This is a genomic window from Micromonospora coerulea, from assembly GCF_016598485.1.
Classification (GTDB): domain Bacteria; phylum Actinomycetota; class Actinomycetes; order Mycobacteriales; family Micromonosporaceae; genus Micromonospora; species Micromonospora coerulea.
The window spans coordinates 21,855-36,614 of the sequence record NZ_JAEMUW010000021.1 but is presented as its reverse complement, the minus strand read 5'-3'; the positions used below and the strand labels follow the sequence as shown (position 1 = coordinate 36,614).

The following is a 14,760-nucleotide window of genomic DNA, read 5'->3' as shown; positions in this document are numbered from 1 at the left end:
GAAGGAGAAGCGATGTCCACGACCACCACACCGCCGCCCGGCGTCAGCGCGCAGGACCTGGCGCGGCTGGCGGAACACTGGGCCGAGCGCCCCACGCTGCGGGGCTGGTTCAGCACGGTCGACCACAAGAAGATCGGCCGGCGTTACCTCGTCACCGCCGGGTTCTTCTTCGTCCTCGCCGGCCTCAGCGCCCTGGTGATGCGCACCCAGCTCGCCCGGCCGGAGGCGGGGGTGGTGTCGCCGCAGGAGTACAACCAGCTCTTCAGCATGCACGGCACAGCGATGATCTTCCTGTTCGCCACCCCGATGCTGTTCGGCTTCGGCAACTTCCTGGTGCCCCTGATGATCGGCGCCCGGGACATGGCCTTCCCGAGGTTGAACGCCTTCGGCTACTGGGTCTTCCTCTTCGCCGGCCTGTTCATGTGGGCGAGCCTGCCCTTCGGCGCCGCGCCCAACAACGGCTGGTTCGCCTACGCCCCGCTCAGCGAGGAGCAGCACAACCCGGGCCTGCACATGGACGTCTACGCGCTCGGGCTGCTCTTCCTCGGCATCTCCACCACCGCCGCGTCGATCAACTTCATCGTCACCGCGCTCAAGCTGCGCGCCCCCGGGATGTCGCTCAACCGGGTGCCGCTGTTCGTCTGGGCGATCGTCGCCACCGCGTTCATGGTGATCTTCGCGTTGCCGGCGCTGAACGCGGACAACGCGATGCTTTTCCTCGACCGGCGGTTCGGCACCCACTTTTTCGATCCGTCCGCCGGGGGCAACGTGCTGCTCTGGCAGCACCTCTTCTGGATCTTCGGCCACCCGGACGTCTACATCATCGTCATGCCGGCGCTGGGCATCGTCTCCGCCGTGCTGCCCGCGTTCACCCGTCGCGGCGTGGTCGGCTACCCGCTGATCGTGCTGTCCATCGTGTCGATCTCGATCATCTCGTTCGGGGTCTGGGTGCACCACATGTTCGCCACCGGGCTGCCGCAGTTGTCGTACAGCTTCTTCAGCGCGGCCAGCACGATCATCACCATCCCGTCGGGCATCCAGATCTTCGCCTGGCTGGCCACCATGCTGCTGGGCCGGCTCGTCCTGCGGGTGCCGCTGCTGTACGTGATCGGATTCGTGGTGACCTTCGTGCTGGGCGGGTTCACCGGCGCGATGTTCGCGGTGACCGCGTTCGACCAGCAGGTCACCGACTCCTATTTCGTGGTGGCGCACTTCCACTACGTGCTGATCGGCGGGGCCGTCTTCCCGATGCTCGCCGGCATCTACTACTGGCTGCCGAAGATCACCGGGCGGATGTACCACGAGCGGTTGGGTCGCTGGGCGTTCTGGCTGGTCTTCGCCGGCATGCACGTCACGTTCTTCCCGATGCACCTCTACGGCCTGTTCGGCATGCCCCGGCGGGTCTACACCTACCGCAGCGAGCCGGGCTGGGACGGGTGGAACCTGGTCAGCACCGTCGGGTCGTACCTGCTCGCCGTCGGACTGCTGCTCGTGCTCGTCGGGGTGGTACATGCGCTCCGGCGGGGCCGGCCGGCGCCGCCGGACCCGTGGGAGGGTGACAGCCTGGAGTGGACCACGGCGTCGCCGCCCGAGCCGTACAACTTCCCGGTGCAGCCCCGCGTGCACAGCCTGCACCCGGCGTGGGACGAGCGCACCGCCGACTCCGTGGGCGCCGGCGCCACCGCGGACCGCATCCTCAGCGACGGGCGGCGGACCCTGATCACCAGCGAGCTGGACGCGCACCCCGAACGGGCGGTGCAGATGCCGGAGTCGACCCTCATGCCGCTCGTGCTGGCCGGCGCGCTGCTGATCTTCTTCACCTCGATGCTCCTCGCCTGGTACCCGGTGGCGGCGGTCGCGGCCCTGGCGGTGGTGGCGACGATCGCCGTCTGGCTCTGGCCGCCCCGCCGCCCGGACGAGGAACTGGGGGTGGCCCGGTGAGCGACCATGGCGGGGTCGTCGCGGCGGCGACCGGCGCCGAGGCGCTGAGCACCGAACTGCCGGTTGGTCGGTCCGCCGGTTGGTGGGGCATGGTGATGTTCGTGGCCACCGAGGCCACCCTCTTCGCCTGCCTGCTCGGCAGCTACTTCTACCTCCGCTTCCAGTACGGCCCGACGTGGCCGCCCGACGGCATCGAGACCCCGGAGCTGCTCACGCCCCTGGTGATGACCGCGGTGCTGCTGCCCAGCAGCCTGCCGGTGGTGTGGGCGGAGCGCGGCATCCGGCAGGGCCAGCGCTGGCGACTGCGGTCCGGACTGGCCGCCACCATCGTGCTCGGGGTGACCTTCCTGGCCCTGGAGGCGGCGGAGTACGCCGAGACGCTGAAGCGGTTCACCATGACCACCGACGTGTACGGCTCGCTGTTCTACCTGATCACCGGCTTCCACGGGCTGCACGTCCTGGTCGGGCTGACCATGCTCGGCTGGCTGCTGGCCGCCTCCCTGCGCGACGGCAGCTTCGGCTCCCACCGGCACGAACGCGTCCGCAACGCGGCGATCTACTGGCACTTCGTCGACCTGGTCTGGGTCGCCATCCTGTTCACCGTCTACCTCTCCCCACGGCTGTGATGACCACCCGCCCCGGTCCGCACGCGCGCCTGACCGGCGGGCTGCTGCTCTGGTACGGCGTGCTCGGCGGCGCGGTGGCCTGGGGGGTGCACGTGTTCGCCGCCTGGGGCCTGGACGAGCTGGCCTGCGCCGCCGGCTCCGACCACGTCGCCGCCGTACCGCTCTGGCAGGCGGTCGGACTCGCGGTGGTGATCCCGGGCCTGTTCACCGTGGGGTCGCTGCTGGTCGCCGCGCTGGTGTGGCGGCGGACCGGGCGGGCCGGCGAGGAGGACCGGCCGTTCGGCCGGTCCCGGATGCTCGCCGTGGTCGGGGTCTGGTCCAACCTGTTGTTCCTGACCATCATCGTGCTCGGCGGGGTCGCCGTGCTGGTGCTGCCGCCATGTCAGGGCTGAGCGCGCACCGGGCCGACCAGCCCGGTCAGGATCCGGTGACCGAGGGCCTGCTGACCATGCTCGCGGTCGCCGCGCTCTGCCTGCTGGTGGCCGGCTACGGCCGGGGGGTCCAGGAGCTGTGGACGCGGCGCGGGGTCGGCCGGATCGTGGCGGGCTGGCGGGTCGCCGCGTTCGGCGTCGGCGTGCTCACGGTGCTCGCCGCCGAGCAGGGCCCGGTGCACGAGCTGGCCGAGTCCTCGTTCGCCGGGCACATGGCGCAGCACATGGTGCTCCTGCTGGTGGCGGGGCCGCTGCTGGCGGCCGGCGCGGCGGGGTTGCCGCTGAGCCTGGCCGCCCCGGCGCCGCTGCGCCGGCTGCTGGCCCGGTGGCGGGTGGCGCCGGCCGTGCGCCGCCTGCGCCGTTCCACCACGTACGCCCTGCTGGCCGGGGGTGGACAGATCGTCGTGCTGTGGTTCTGGCACCTGCCGGGGCCGTACGCCGCCGCGGTGGACCGGCCCGCCATGCATGCCGCCGAGCACCTCAGCCTGCTGGCGACGGCCTGGCTGTTCTGGGCCCCGGTGCTCGGCCCGCCGCGCCACCGCGCGCCCGCCCCGGTGACGGTGCTGCTGCTGGTCGGCGCCATGTTGCCGGCCTCGGCGCTCGGCGCGGTGCTCACCTTCGCCCCGGCCCCGGTCTATCCCGACCGGATGCTCGGTGCCGACCCGCTGGCCGACCAGCAGCTGGCCGGCCTGCTGATGTGGGCGCCGATGGACCTGGTCGTACTGGTCGTGGCGCTGACCGTGTTCCTGCGCTGGCTGCTGCGCCTGGACCGCGACCGGCCCGATGCCCTGGTCGCCGGCGCGGTGCACCCCGCCGACGGCCCGGTGGCGGCCGGGCCCGCAACGGAAGGGATGGTGCGATGAAGCTGTCCGGTCGGATCTGGGCGCTCGGGGTGGCGCTGACCGTGCTGTCGGTCGCCGCGGTCACCGGATGCGCCTCGACATCGCCACCACCGCCACCCGAGGTGCGCAGCGGACGGCCGGACCGGGGCGCCGAGCTGATCGCCCGGTACGGCTGCGGGTCGTGCCACACCATCCCCGGTGTCAGCCGCGCCGACGGCCTGGTCGGGCCGCCGCTGACCCGGTTCGGCGCCCGCTCGTACATCGCCGGTCAGCTGCCCAACAACGCCGACAACCTGAGCCGTTGGATCACCGACCCGCAGGCGGTCGAGCCGGGCACCGCCATGCCGAAGCTGGGTGTCAGCGCCATCGACGCGCAGGACATCGCCGCCTACCTGTACACCCTGGACTGACCGATGCGGCGACCACGACCGGCGAGGGTCCGGCCCGACCTGCACCCGCGCCGGGCCCTCGCGCTGGGCGCGGTGCTGGTGCTCGCCGCGGGACCGGTGGCCCTCGCCCCGGCCCGGTCGGCGGCGGACTCGGCGGCCCCGGCCGCCGCCGCACCGCCCGCCGGCGACCGCGGCACCCAGCTCTACCTGGAGCACTGCGCGAGCTGCCACGGCGAGCGGGGACAGGGCGCCCAGCGTGGGCCGTCCCTGATCGGCGTCGGCCCCGCCTCGGTGGACTTCCAGGTCTCGACCGGGCGGATGCCGGTGTCGCGCGAAGTGCAGCAGGCGCCTCGCCGGGATCCGGTGTTCTCGGCCGCGGACATTTCGGCGCTGGTCGACCACGTGTCCAGCTTCGGTGGCGGGGGGCCGAAGGTTCCCCAGGTCGCGCCGGGCAACCCGGGCTCCGGCCGGGAGATCTTCGCCGCCAACTGCGCGCCCTGTCACGGGGCGACCGGCGCGGGCGCCGCGCTGACCGACGGCTGGGTCGCGCCGCCGCTGTACGACAGCACCGCCGTGCAGGTCGCGGAGGCGGTCCGGGTCGGTCCCGGCCTGATGCCGGTCTTCCCCAACCAGGTGCTCGACGACCGGCAGCTCGACGACCTGGCCGCCTACGTGCAGCGGCTGCGCGACGAGCGGCTGGACCGGGGCGGCAACCCGCTCGGCCGGCTGGGCCCGCTCGCCGAGGGACTGGTCGCCTGGCTGGCCGCACTGGGTCTGCTGGTGGCCGCCGCCCGGTGGCTGGGCCGGAGGGCGGCGGAGTGAGCGCCCGGCGCCCGTCGGCGACCGAGCGGACCGCGAGCCGCCGGATCGTCGCCGCGTTCGGTGTCAGCGCCGCCGGGGCGGTGGGCTTCGCCGTGACGTACGGGCTGGGCGGGAACACTGCGAGGGAGGGGATCTGCCTCGCGGTGGCCTTCGCCGGCTTGGCCGTGGGCCTGGCCGTGTGGGCGCGCCGGCTCGTGCCGGTCGACCGGTACGTCGAGGAACACGAGGGCTTCACCTCGCCTCCGACGGAGCAGGCGATGACCGCCGCGGTGCTGACCGCGCCGGACAGTCCGGTACGTCGGCGGGGCCTGCTCGCCGCGCTCGGGCTGGCGCTGACCGCGCTCGGCGCCGCGGCGCTCTTCCCGCTGCGCTCCCTGCTGCCGTTCGACCGGGCCCGCCCGGTGCGGGCACTCAAGGACACGCCCTGGGGAGCGGGTGTGCGGCTGGTCGACGCCGACGGACGGCCGTTGCGGCCGGACGACGTGCCCGCGGACACCGTGGTCGCGGTCTTCCCCGAGGGCAACGTCGACGTCGGGGATGCTCCCGCCTTCGCGGTGCGCCTCGAACCGCAACGCTTCTCCCGGCCGCCCGCCGGCGGCCACCTCGACGGCCTCGTCGTATGGTCGCTGCTCTGCACGCACGCCGGCTGTCCCGTCCGGTCCTACCTCAAGGGCACCGGGCAGCTGCTCTGCCCCTGTCACCAGTCGTCGTTCGACCTGCTGGCGGGTGCCCGGCCGGTGGCCGGCCCGGCGGCCCGGGCGCTGCCCGGCCTGCCGATCGAGGTCGGCCCGGACGGCTTCCTCCGCGCGACCGGCGACTTCACCGCCCCGCCCGGCGCCGGCTTCTGGGACTCGCCGTGATCACCGACCGGCTGGCCCGGGCGCTGGACGACCGGCTGCGGCTCTCCCCGCTCACCCGCCGGGCGCTGGCGAAGATCTTCCCCGACCACTGGTCGTTCATGCTGGGCGAACTCGCGCTCTACTCGTTCGTCGCGCTGCTCCTCACCGGCGTCTACCTCACCTTCTTCTTCGACGCCAGCAACGGGGACCGGGTCTACCGCGGCGACTACGCGCCACTGGACGGCGCCACCACCTCCGCCGCGTACGCCTCGACCGTGCGGCTGAGCTGGGACGTCCGGGCCGGCCTGTTGATCCGGCAGACCCACCACTGGGCGGCGCTGGTCTTCGTCGCGGCGATCGTCCTGCACCTGGCCCGGATCTTCTTCACCGGGGCGTTCCGCAAGCCCCGCGAGCTCAACTGGCTGATCGGCGTGACCATGCTGACCCTCGCCCTGGCCAACGGGTTCACCGGCTACTCGCTGCCGGACGACCTGCTCTCCGGCGTGGGCCTGCGGATCCTCACCTCGGTGGTGGAGTCGATCCCCCTGGTCGGGGCGTGGCTGGCCGCCCTGGCCCTGGGCGGGGAGTTCCCCTCCGACGCGATGATCCCCCGGATGTTCGTCGCTCACGTGCTGCTCGTGCCGGCCGTCCTCGTCGCCCTGATCTCCCTGCACCTGGGCATCCTGGTGCGGCAGAAGCACAGCCAGTTCCCCGGACCGGGGCGCACCGAACACAACGTGGTCGGCTCCCGGCTGTGGCCGAGCTACGCGCTGCGTTCGCTCGCCCTGTTCGCCTGGGTGCTGGCGGTGCTGTTCGCGCTCGGCGGCCTGGTCCAGATCAACCCGGTCTGGCTCTACGGCCCCTTCGAACCGGCCGAGGCCACCTCGCCCGCGCAGCCCGACTGGTACGTGGCGTGGGGCGACGGCGCCCTGCGCCTCTTTCCGCCCTGGGAGTTCCGGATCGCCGGGCACCTCGTTCCGGGCCCGCTCTTCCCCGGCGTGGTGCTCGGCGGGGTGACCTTCCTCGCCCTCTACGCCTGGCCGTTCGCCGAACGGCTCCGCGCGAAGGACCGCAGCGCGCACCACCTGCTCGACCGGCCCCGGGACCACCCGGTCCGCCTCGGCGTCGGGGTCGGCGCGCTGACCTTCTACGCGGTGCTGACGGTCGCCGCGGGGGACGACATCATCGCCCGGCTGGTCCGGGTGCCCGTCTACGACCTGCTGTCGCTGTTCCGGGTGCTGGTGCTCGTCCTGCCGCTGCTCGCCGGGCTGCTCGCGTTCCTGGTCGCGCGGGCGCTGCGCCGCGGCGACGCCGCCGGTATCGGCGAGCTCACCCGGGCGGACCTGCGCCGGGCCGCACATCGCTCGATTCGGCCGCCCGGAGCCGACTCCGGTGAGTCGGAGACGCCCGCCCGGGACCGGTCGGGGGAGCGGATCGAGATGTGGCCGGAGGGTGACCTGTGGCGTTGGCGCTACCGGGACGCGGACCGGCACCTCGTGATCACCGGTAGTCGGGCGGTGCTGTCGGAGGAGGAGGCCGCCTCGGCGGCCCGGGTCGCGTACCCCGGGGTGGACCGGGTCGTGGTGCCCGGGCCGCCCCCGGCCCCGCCGCCCGGTCCGGTCCGCGCCGCCCTGCGTGGGTGGGGACGCGCGGCGGCCGCCGGGTCGCTGCTGCTCGCGGCTCTCCTGAACCGCCGACGGGACCGGCGGCGACAGGAGCGCGAGCGGGCGGAGCCCGCGGCGCCGCCGGAGACCGCGGACAAGGCGTCGACCGGTGGCGGGCGGACATGAGACATCCGGTGACCTCAGACCGACCGCCAGTCGTCGGACGGCAGGGCGGCGGCCTGCGGACCCATCAGCAGCATCCCCCCGTCCACCACCCACGACGCCCCGGTCACGTACGCGGCGGCGGGCGAGGCGAGGAACGCCACCACCGTGGCGATCTCCCGCGCGTCCCCCGGCCGCCCCGCCGGCACCCCCGGGCGCTCCTGGGTGGACGGGTCGACGTCCTCCTGCCCGGTCATCGGGGTGGCGATCTCCCCGGGCGCTACCGCGTTGACGGTGATCCCGTCCACCGCCAGCTCCTGCGCCATCACCTTGGTCAGCAGGCCGAGCCCACCCTTCGCCGCGCAGTACGCCGACGAGCCGACCCGGGGCGCGTGCTCGTGCACGCTGGTGATGTTGATGATCCGACCACCGGCCCCGGCCTGCCGCATCCGGCGGGCGGCCCGCTGCGAGCAGAGGAACGGCCCGTCCAGGTCGACGCTGAGCACCTCCCGCCACTGCTGCCAAGCCACGTCGACGAAGGGCGTGGCCAGGCCGGTGCCGGCGTTGTTGACCAGCACGCCGATCCCGCCGAGCCGGTCGGTCAGGTCGTCGACCACCGCGGCGGCGTCCGGCAGCCGGGTCAGATCCAGCCGGGCGACCTCGCAGCGGCGGCCCGCCGCGCGTACCTCCTCGGCGGTGCGGTCGGCGCCCTTCGCGTCGTTGTGCCAGGTGATGCCGACGTCGAAGCCGGCGTCGGCGAGCGCGACCGCGCTGGCCTTGCCGATGCCGGAGTCCGCGCCGGTGACGATGGCGATCCGGTCGTAGTTCTCGTATCGCTGGGGCATGCTGCCCGCACTACCCGGATCGGGCGAGCTGAACCAGACCGGGTGTAATCGCCCCGGACCGGGGTAGCCGGGCGGGCATGGACCTGGTCGAGGAGTCGCCGTACCGGTTCCGCATCGACCGGCACGACCCGATGCGGGTACCGGGAGTGGTATTCGCGTCCCGGTCGCTGCTGCCGGACGCCGGGGCGGACAAGTCGCTGGACCAGGTGGCGAACGTGGCTACGCTGCCCGGCATCGTGGACGCCTCGTACGCGATGCCGGACGTGCACTGGGGCTACGGCTTCCCGATCGGCGGGGTGGCCGCCACCGACGTGGAGGCCGGCGGGGTGGTCTCGCCCGGCGGTGTGGGCTTCGACATCTCCTGCGGGGTGCGCCTGCTCACCGCCGAGCTGAGCCGGGACGACCTGCGGCCCCGGCTGGACGCGGTGATGGACGGCCTGGGCGAGTCGACCCCGCGCGGCATGGGCAAGGGCGCGGTGTGGCACCTGACCAACCGCGCCGAACTCGACGGGGTGCTGCGCGGCGGCTCCCGGTACGCCGTGGAGCGCGGCTTCGGCGTACAGCGGGACCTGGACCGCTGCGAGGACTACGGCGCGGTCGGGGACGCGAACCCCGCCCAGGTGAGCGAGCGGGCGGTGGAGCGGGGCGCGCGCCAGGTCGGCAGCCTCGGCTCCGGCAACCACTTCCTGGAGGTGCAGGCGGTCGAGGAGGTGTACGACCAGGCGGTGGCGGCCGGCTTCGGGCTGCGGGCCGGGCAGGTCTGCGTCATGATCCACAGCGGGTCGCGGGGGCTCGGTCACCAGATCTGCACGGACTACGTGCGGGCGATGGAGAAGGTGATGCCCGGGTACGGCATCCACGTGCCGGACCGGCAGTTGGCCTGCGCGCCGGTCTCGTCCCACGAGGGGCGGGCCTACCTGGGCGCGATGGCCGCCGCGGCCAACTACGCCCGGGCCAACCGGCAACTGCTGGCGCACGCGGCCCGGCAGGTCTTCGCGCGGGTCACCGGCGCCGACCTCGACCTCGTGTACGACATCTCGCACAACCTCGCCAAGATCGAGACGCATGACGTGGATGGCACGGCGCACCGGCTCTGCGTGCACCGCAAGGGCGCCACCCGCGCGCTGCCGCCCGGCCATGCCGACCTGCCGGAGGACCTGCGCCCGGTCGGGCAGCCGGTGCTCATCCCGGGCTCGATGGGCACCGGCTCGTACGTGCTCACCGGCGTCGCGGGCTCACCGGCCTTCGCCTCCACCTGCCACGGCGCCGGCCGGGTGCAGAGCCGCAAGCAGGCGACCAAGGCGGTGCGCGGGCACGATCCGCGGCGGGAGCTGGAGGCGCAGGACATCGCGGTGCGCGGCGCGTCCCGGCGGGGGCTGGCCGAGGAGATGCCCGCCGCGTACAAGGACATCACCGCCGTGGTGGCCGCGGCCGAGGGCGCCGGGCTGTGCCGGCGGGTGGCCCGGCTCGTCCCGCTCGGTGTGGTCAAGGGCTGAGGGCCGTCAGACGTCCAGCGTCACCGCACAGGACCACCCGCCCCCGTCGGCGCCGAAGCGCAGCTCGTGCAGGGACACCGCCTTGGGCACCGCGCCGACCAGCTCCACCGCGTCGGTGCCGGTGGCGCGCCAGCGCACCGTCAGGCCGCCGTCGTCCGCCGGGCGAACCTCGGTCGCCAGCGGCAACGTCTCCTCCGTCTCCATCCGGAAGATCACTTCATCCAGTACACCCACCAGCAGGTCCTCGTCCGCGCCGGGCGGTACGTGGAACTCGACGTCGGCCTCGGGTGTCGCGCCGGCGGGATCCACGAAGGTGTCGACCAGCGCGGTGACCGCCTCGGCCACGCACCCCTCGCGGTCCGGCGCCCACGCCTCGATCCGCACGTCGGCGGTGTGCGGCACCATCCGGTGCCCGCGGGCCGGTCGTCGCTCCATGCCCCGATCATGCCGGCGCCCGCGGCCGGCCACCACGAATTGTCGGAGCCGGTGGGTAGGTTGCGGGCATGATCGCAGATGACGCCGACGCGGTGACCTTCGTCTTCCGCAGCATGATGCGCGACCTCCTGCGCAACGAGAAGGTCGGCGAGGACACCCTCGGCCGCACGGTCGAGCTGGCCCGGCTCTGGGGCACCGGACAGGCCGCCGACGCCCGGTTGGCGGTGGCGCTGCGGGAGCTGCACGGCGAGCCGGTCGACACCGCCGATCCGGGTCAGGTCGCCGCCGCCGAGGGGACGGCGATCCTCGCGGCGAACGGCCTCCTTCCCGAGCCGGACCCGCGGGGCGCGGCCCTGGCCCGGTTCGCGGCGAACGCGCGCCGGCTGCGGACCGGGGAGATCAGTTCGGCCGAGTTCGAGGAACTCACCGGTGGCGACGCGGGCACCGACCGCCCGGATCCGCGGTGGCGGCCCGGCGCCTGAGGGACACACCGGGCGCGCGACATCGGTAGGTTCCGGCGGTGAGACTGCGCCAACCTCGGCTACCTGGTCGACGACGCGGTCTACCACCCGGGCGACTCGCTGCAGCCGCCCGGCCGACCGGTCGACACGCTGCTGGTGCCGGCCCAGGCGTCCTGGCTGAAGCTGACCGAGGCCCTCGACTTCGCCCGGGCGGTCGAGTCCCGCCGGGTCGTCCCCATCCACGACGCGCAGCTCAACGACCGGGGCCTGGACAGCGTCAACGGCTGGTTCGCCGAGACCTTCGGCGACCGCTACCGCTACCTCGCTCCGGGCGAGGCCGACTGATCCGCCACCCCGCCCGTCGGCCGTCCGTGTCCCGGCCGTCCGGTGTCCCGGTCCCCGGCACAGCGGGCAGCCGGTCGCCGGACGGCCGGGCCACCGCCGCCCCGGTCGCCGAGCGGGCGCCGACGGGCTGCGGTGGCTCCGGCCGGCTCAGAGCACCGCCGGCAGGTCGAAGGCGGGGAAGAGCGCGTGGCCGAAGGTGGTGATCTCGGCGATCCGCCCGTCCCGCACCCGCAGCACGTCCAGCTTGAACGCCCGGAACACCGGGTCGCCGGGCCGCCGCAGGTAGCTCGCGGCGGCCGGCAGCCGGTTGGCGTACGTGGGCAGCAGCCGCCAGTCGCCCTCCCGCTCCGGACCGAAGGCCCGCTCCAGCAGCGGGGCGATGGCCGCGACGCCGTCGAAGCACATCGGCGCCGGCGGCATGGTGATCCGCAGGTCCGGGGCGGCCGCGGCGAGGGCGGCGGCCGCGTCGCAGCGTTCGTGGGCGTCGATGAAGCGGGCCAGCAGCTCCCGTTCCCGCTCGTCGGCCGGGTTCGCGGCCCAGTCGGCCCGCCGGGCCGGCAGGTGGGCCTGCAGGGTGGCCCGCGCCCGTTGCAGGGCGCTGTTCGCCGCCGCCACACTGGTCTCCAGCAGCTCCGCCGTCTCCGCCGCGGACCAGCCGAGCACGTCGCGGACCAGGAAGGCGGCCCGCTGCCGGGCCGGCAGCACCTGCATGGCGGCGAGGAACGCCAGCTCGATGGTCTCCCGGGTGACCGCCACCGCGTCCGGCTGCTCGTCGCCCGGCGCGACCCGGTCCAGCAGCCGGTCCGGGTACGGCTGCAACCACGGCACCTCCGCGTACGACCGCACGGCGCGCGGCTGCCGTCCGGTGCGGCGCAGCAGGTCCAGGCAGACGTTGGTGGCGATCCGGTAGAGCCAGGCCCGGACCTGCGCGCCGTCGAAGCCGTCCCGCCCCCGCCACGCCCGCAGGTACGTCTCCTGGACGGCGTCCTCGGCGTCGTCGAAGGAGGCGAGCATCCGGTAGCAGTGCACGTGCAGTTCGCGCCGGTGGCGTTCGGTGAGCGTGGTGAAGTCGGGGTCGGTCGGCGCGGTGTGCAGGTCGGCCGTCACGCTGCCGCCGCCCCGACCCGGCCGACCTCCTGGACCAGCCACTCGTTGCCGTCCGGGTCGCGCAACGACAGGAACGAGCCGTAATCGCGGCGCTCCGGGTCCGGCCCGGGGGTCTGCACGCCGCCCGCCGCGAAGTGGAAGATGTCGCTGGGCTTCGCGCCCCGGTCCACCAGCTCCGCGCGTGCCGCGTCGATGTCCGGGACGACCAGGTGCAGGCCGCTCACCGAGCCGGCGGCGTCCGGCTTGCGCATCAGCGCGATCGAGCACGCCGAGCCGGGCGGGGTGAGCTGCACGACCCGGAAGTCCTCCCCGGCGGAGTGGTCCACGTCCAGGCGGAACCCGGTCTGGTCCAGGTAGAACGCCTTGGCCCGGTCCACGTCCGTGACGGGCACCACGACGAGTTCGAGCTTCCAGTCCATGATCGGCCTCCCTGGCCTCGGTGACGGTTGTCATGACGTACAACGTCGGTCCGGTCGGGGACTCATCGGTGTTCCGATGAGAATGTCACCTCGCCGCCCGTTGACGGGTCGTACCGGATGCAGCGACCGGACACGGGAGGGGACGATGTGGACCCACAGGAACAGATCAGACAGGTGTACGCCGCCTCGGCGGCGCGCCTGGTGGCCCAGGCGTACGCGATGACCGGCGACTACGCCGAGGCGCAGGACGTCGTGCAGGAGGCGTTCGTGCGGGCCCTGGCGAGACCGGGCCAGTTGCGCCAGGTGGACAACCCGGAGGCCTGGCTGCGGACGGTCGCGCTGAACGTCGCCCGGTCCCGGTTCCGACGCCGGTCGCTCCTGCACCGCATCGCCCGGTCCGGTCGGCTGCACCCCGCCGAGCAGAGCACACCGGGCCTGTCCCCGGACCATGTCGCCCTGGTGGCGGCCCTGCAGAAGCTGCCCCGGCCGGCCCGGGAGACCGTCGTGCTGCACCACCTGGCGGACCTGCCGGTGACCGAGGTGGCCGTCGCGATGGGCTGCTCGGTGGAGGCGGTCAAGACCCGCCTGGTCCGGGCCCGCCGCGCCCTCGCCGGGCACCTCGCCGAGACCGAGCCGGGCGGCCCGGTCCACACCCTCGTCGAGCGGGAGGCCCGCCATGCCTGAGCTGGACTTCGCCGGACTCAACACCGCGGCCCAGGCGGCGTTCAAGCCGCACTTCGAGCAGGTGCGGGCGCGGGCCCGACGCCGGCGGCGGACCCGGATCGCGGCGGCGGCGGTCGTCGCGGCGGCGGTGGTGGCCACCGGGTCGGGGATCGCGGTCGCGGCCCGGCCGGCGGAGGAGCCGGCGCCGGCGCCGGCGCCGGCCTTCGGACCGGACCGCACCCCGGAGTTCATGCCCGGGCCGCAGGCGACGCCCACGCCCGGAGCGGGCCGCCAGGTGTTGACCGGCCGGCCGGCCGCCGGCGACCTGGACCACCTCTACCTGCGCTACCACGAGTGCCGGACCGGCTGCCCGGTCCGGTTCGCGGCGACCGACGACCGTGGCCGGACCTGGCGCACCGGTCGGCTGCCGGTGCCCGACGACGCGATGGTGGACCTGCGGGCGGTGGGCCCACGCACCCTGGCGGCCTGGTACGTCTCCCGGTCCACGCCGGACAGCCGGTCCGCGGCCTGGACCACCAGCACCGACGGTGGGGCGACCTGGCGTCAGGTGACCGTCCGGCGGGTGGCGGCGCTGCCGGCGGGCTGGCGGGTGCTGGCCCAGGTACCCGGGCCGGACCACGACCCGCTGCTCGCGGTCGACCCCGCCACCGGGGAGATCGCCCAGCTGACGAAGCGGTCCACGCTGCTGAACGCCGTGTACGCCGACGGCCTGCCGGCCTCGGCCGGTCTCTGGGTCAGCGGCTGGACCGGCTCGAGAGACGGCAAGGGCGGCCGGACGGTCTGGACCGGCAGCGCCGTCGAGGTGAGCCGGGACGGCGGCCGCACCTGGCAGCGGCACGAGTTCCCCGACCACCTCACCGCCACCGACGACGTCGGCGGGGCGGCGGTCGCCACGTACGACGGCCGCACCGTCTACGCGGTCGGCCGGGTGACCGGCAAGCTGGTGATCTGGCGCAGCACGGACGGCGGCGCCACCTGGCAGCGCGCCGCCGGCACCACCGACGTCGCCGACCAGACCATCCGGGCGGCCGTCCGCCCCGACGGGGTCCTGCTGATCCAGGCCGGCATCTCGGCAGCGGAGAAGCCGGTGATGCTCGCCAGCACCGATGGTGGCCGAACCGTTCGCCCCACCACCCTCGGACCGGGTGCGGACGCCCGGCCGGTGCCCGGCGGGTACGTGCAGACCGGCTGGCCGGACAGCAAGGGCACCTGGCTCTCCGCAGACGGTCTCACCTGGTCCTGGGTGGCCCCGCCGGAGTTGTGAGACCCTGGCCGCTCCCGGCGCCCGGTGGCGCCGGGAGCGGCCGCCGCG

General features: G+C 74.3%; 17 protein-coding genes. 13 read left to right on the top strand and 4 right to left on the bottom strand.

The genetic code is table 11. From position 1 onward, the window contains the following. Positions 1–12 precede the first annotated feature (12 nt). Genes ctaD through qcrB form a run of 8 tightly spaced genes read left to right on the top strand, consistent with a single transcriptional unit; the run spans position 13 to position 7,680 of the window. Entirely contained in the window at positions 13–1,941 is a 1,929-nt protein-coding gene (ctaD, locus tag I8N68_RS24400; protein WP_200214580.1) for a cytochrome c oxidase subunit I, read from the top strand. Then, a complete protein-coding gene (locus I8N68_RS24395) occupies positions 1,938–2,567 on the top strand; it encodes a cytochrome c oxidase subunit 3 (protein WP_200214578.1) in 630 nt (209 codons plus the stop codon). Before ctaD ends, I8N68_RS24395 begins: the two co-directional genes overlap by 4 nt. Then, a complete protein-coding gene (locus I8N68_RS24390) occupies positions 2,567–2,959 on the top strand; it encodes a hypothetical protein (protein ID WP_200214576.1) in 393 nt (130 codons plus the stop codon). Before I8N68_RS24395 ends, I8N68_RS24390 begins: the two co-directional genes overlap by 1 nt. Further along, positions 2,947–3,861, top strand: a complete 915-nt coding sequence (locus I8N68_RS24385; protein WP_200214572.1) for a cytochrome c oxidase assembly protein — start codon at positions 2,947–2,949, stop codon at positions 3,859–3,861. Before I8N68_RS24390 ends, I8N68_RS24385 begins: the two co-directional genes overlap by 13 nt. After that, complete coding sequence (locus I8N68_RS24380) at positions 3,858–4,250, top strand: c-type cytochrome (RefSeq protein ID WP_200214570.1); 393 nt, start codon at positions 3,858–3,860, stop codon at positions 4,248–4,250. Before I8N68_RS24385 ends, I8N68_RS24380 begins: the two co-directional genes overlap by 4 nt. 3 nt (positions 4,251–4,253) lie before the next feature. Then, a complete protein-coding gene (qcrC, locus tag I8N68_RS24375; protein WP_200214568.1) occupies positions 4,254–5,051 on the top strand; it encodes a cytochrome bc1 complex diheme cytochrome c subunit in 798 nt (265 codons plus the stop codon). Then, positions 5,048–5,911, top strand: a complete 864-nt coding sequence (locus tag I8N68_RS24370) for a QcrA and Rieske domain-containing protein (protein ID WP_200214566.1) — start codon at positions 5,048–5,050, stop codon at positions 5,909–5,911. Before qcrC ends, I8N68_RS24370 begins: the two co-directional genes overlap by 4 nt. Continuing rightward, positions 5,908–7,680 (top strand): cytochrome bc1 complex cytochrome b subunit, encoded by a 1,773-nt coding sequence (qcrB, locus tag I8N68_RS24365; protein ID WP_200214565.1) that lies wholly within the window; start codon positions 5,908–5,910, stop codon positions 7,678–7,680. The genes I8N68_RS24370 and qcrB overlap by 4 nt, the downstream gene beginning before the upstream one ends. A 14-nt stretch (positions 7,681–7,694) precedes the next feature. Here qcrB and I8N68_RS24360 read toward each other — a convergent pair whose 3' ends face one another. Further along, complete coding sequence (locus I8N68_RS24360; protein ID WP_200214564.1) at positions 7,695–8,501, bottom strand: SDR family oxidoreductase; 807 nt, start codon at positions 8,499–8,501, stop codon at positions 7,695–7,697. Positions 8,502–8,578: 77 nt separating this feature from the next. Between I8N68_RS24360 and I8N68_RS24355 the strand changes: the two genes are divergently transcribed. Next, complete coding sequence (locus tag I8N68_RS24355) at positions 8,579–9,997, top strand: RtcB family protein (protein WP_200214563.1); 1,419 nt, start codon at positions 8,579–8,581, stop codon at positions 9,995–9,997. Positions 9,998–10,003: 6 nt separating this feature from the next. Here I8N68_RS24355 and I8N68_RS24350 read toward each other — a convergent pair whose 3' ends face one another. After that, on the bottom strand, positions 10,004–10,432 hold the full coding sequence (locus tag I8N68_RS24350; RefSeq protein ID WP_200214562.1) for an archease: 429 nt from the start codon (positions 10,430–10,432) through the stop codon (positions 10,004–10,006). Between the two features lie 68 nt (positions 10,433–10,500). Between I8N68_RS24350 and I8N68_RS24345 the strand changes: the two genes are divergently transcribed. Beyond that, on the top strand, positions 10,501–10,914 hold the full coding sequence (locus I8N68_RS24345) for a hypothetical protein (RefSeq protein WP_200214561.1): 414 nt from the start codon (positions 10,501–10,503) through the stop codon (positions 10,912–10,914). A gap of 135 nt (positions 10,915–11,049) precedes the next feature. After that, entirely contained in the window at positions 11,050–11,238 is a 189-nt protein-coding gene (locus I8N68_RS24340) for a hypothetical protein (protein ID WP_200214560.1), read from the top strand. Between the two features lie 147 nt (positions 11,239–11,385). Here the strand turns inward: I8N68_RS24340 and I8N68_RS24335 are convergent, their stop codons facing one another. After that, positions 11,386–12,345 carry an RNA polymerase subunit sigma-70 gene (locus I8N68_RS24335; protein WP_200214558.1) on the bottom strand — a complete coding sequence of 320 codons (960 nt, stop codon included), beginning with the start codon at positions 12,343–12,345 and terminating at the stop codon, positions 11,386–11,388. Next, entirely contained in the window at positions 12,342–12,764 is a 423-nt protein-coding gene (locus tag I8N68_RS24330) for a VOC family protein (protein WP_200214555.1), read from the bottom strand. Before I8N68_RS24330 ends, I8N68_RS24335 begins: the two co-directional genes overlap by 4 nt. A gap of 147 nt (positions 12,765–12,911) precedes the next feature. On the opposite strand from I8N68_RS24330, the gene I8N68_RS24325 reads away from it, so the two are divergent. Further along, on the top strand, positions 12,912–13,448 hold the full coding sequence (locus tag I8N68_RS24325; protein WP_307812954.1) for an RNA polymerase sigma factor: 537 nt from the start codon (positions 12,912–12,914) through the stop codon (positions 13,446–13,448). Beyond that, the gene (locus tag I8N68_RS24320; RefSeq protein WP_200214550.1) at positions 13,441–14,712 is read left to right on the top strand and encodes an exo-alpha-sialidase; all 1,272 of its coding nucleotides are present in this window, start codon (positions 13,441–13,443) and stop codon (positions 14,710–14,712) included. The genes I8N68_RS24325 and I8N68_RS24320 overlap by 8 nt, the downstream gene beginning before the upstream one ends. Positions 14,713–14,760 lie beyond the last annotated feature (48 nt).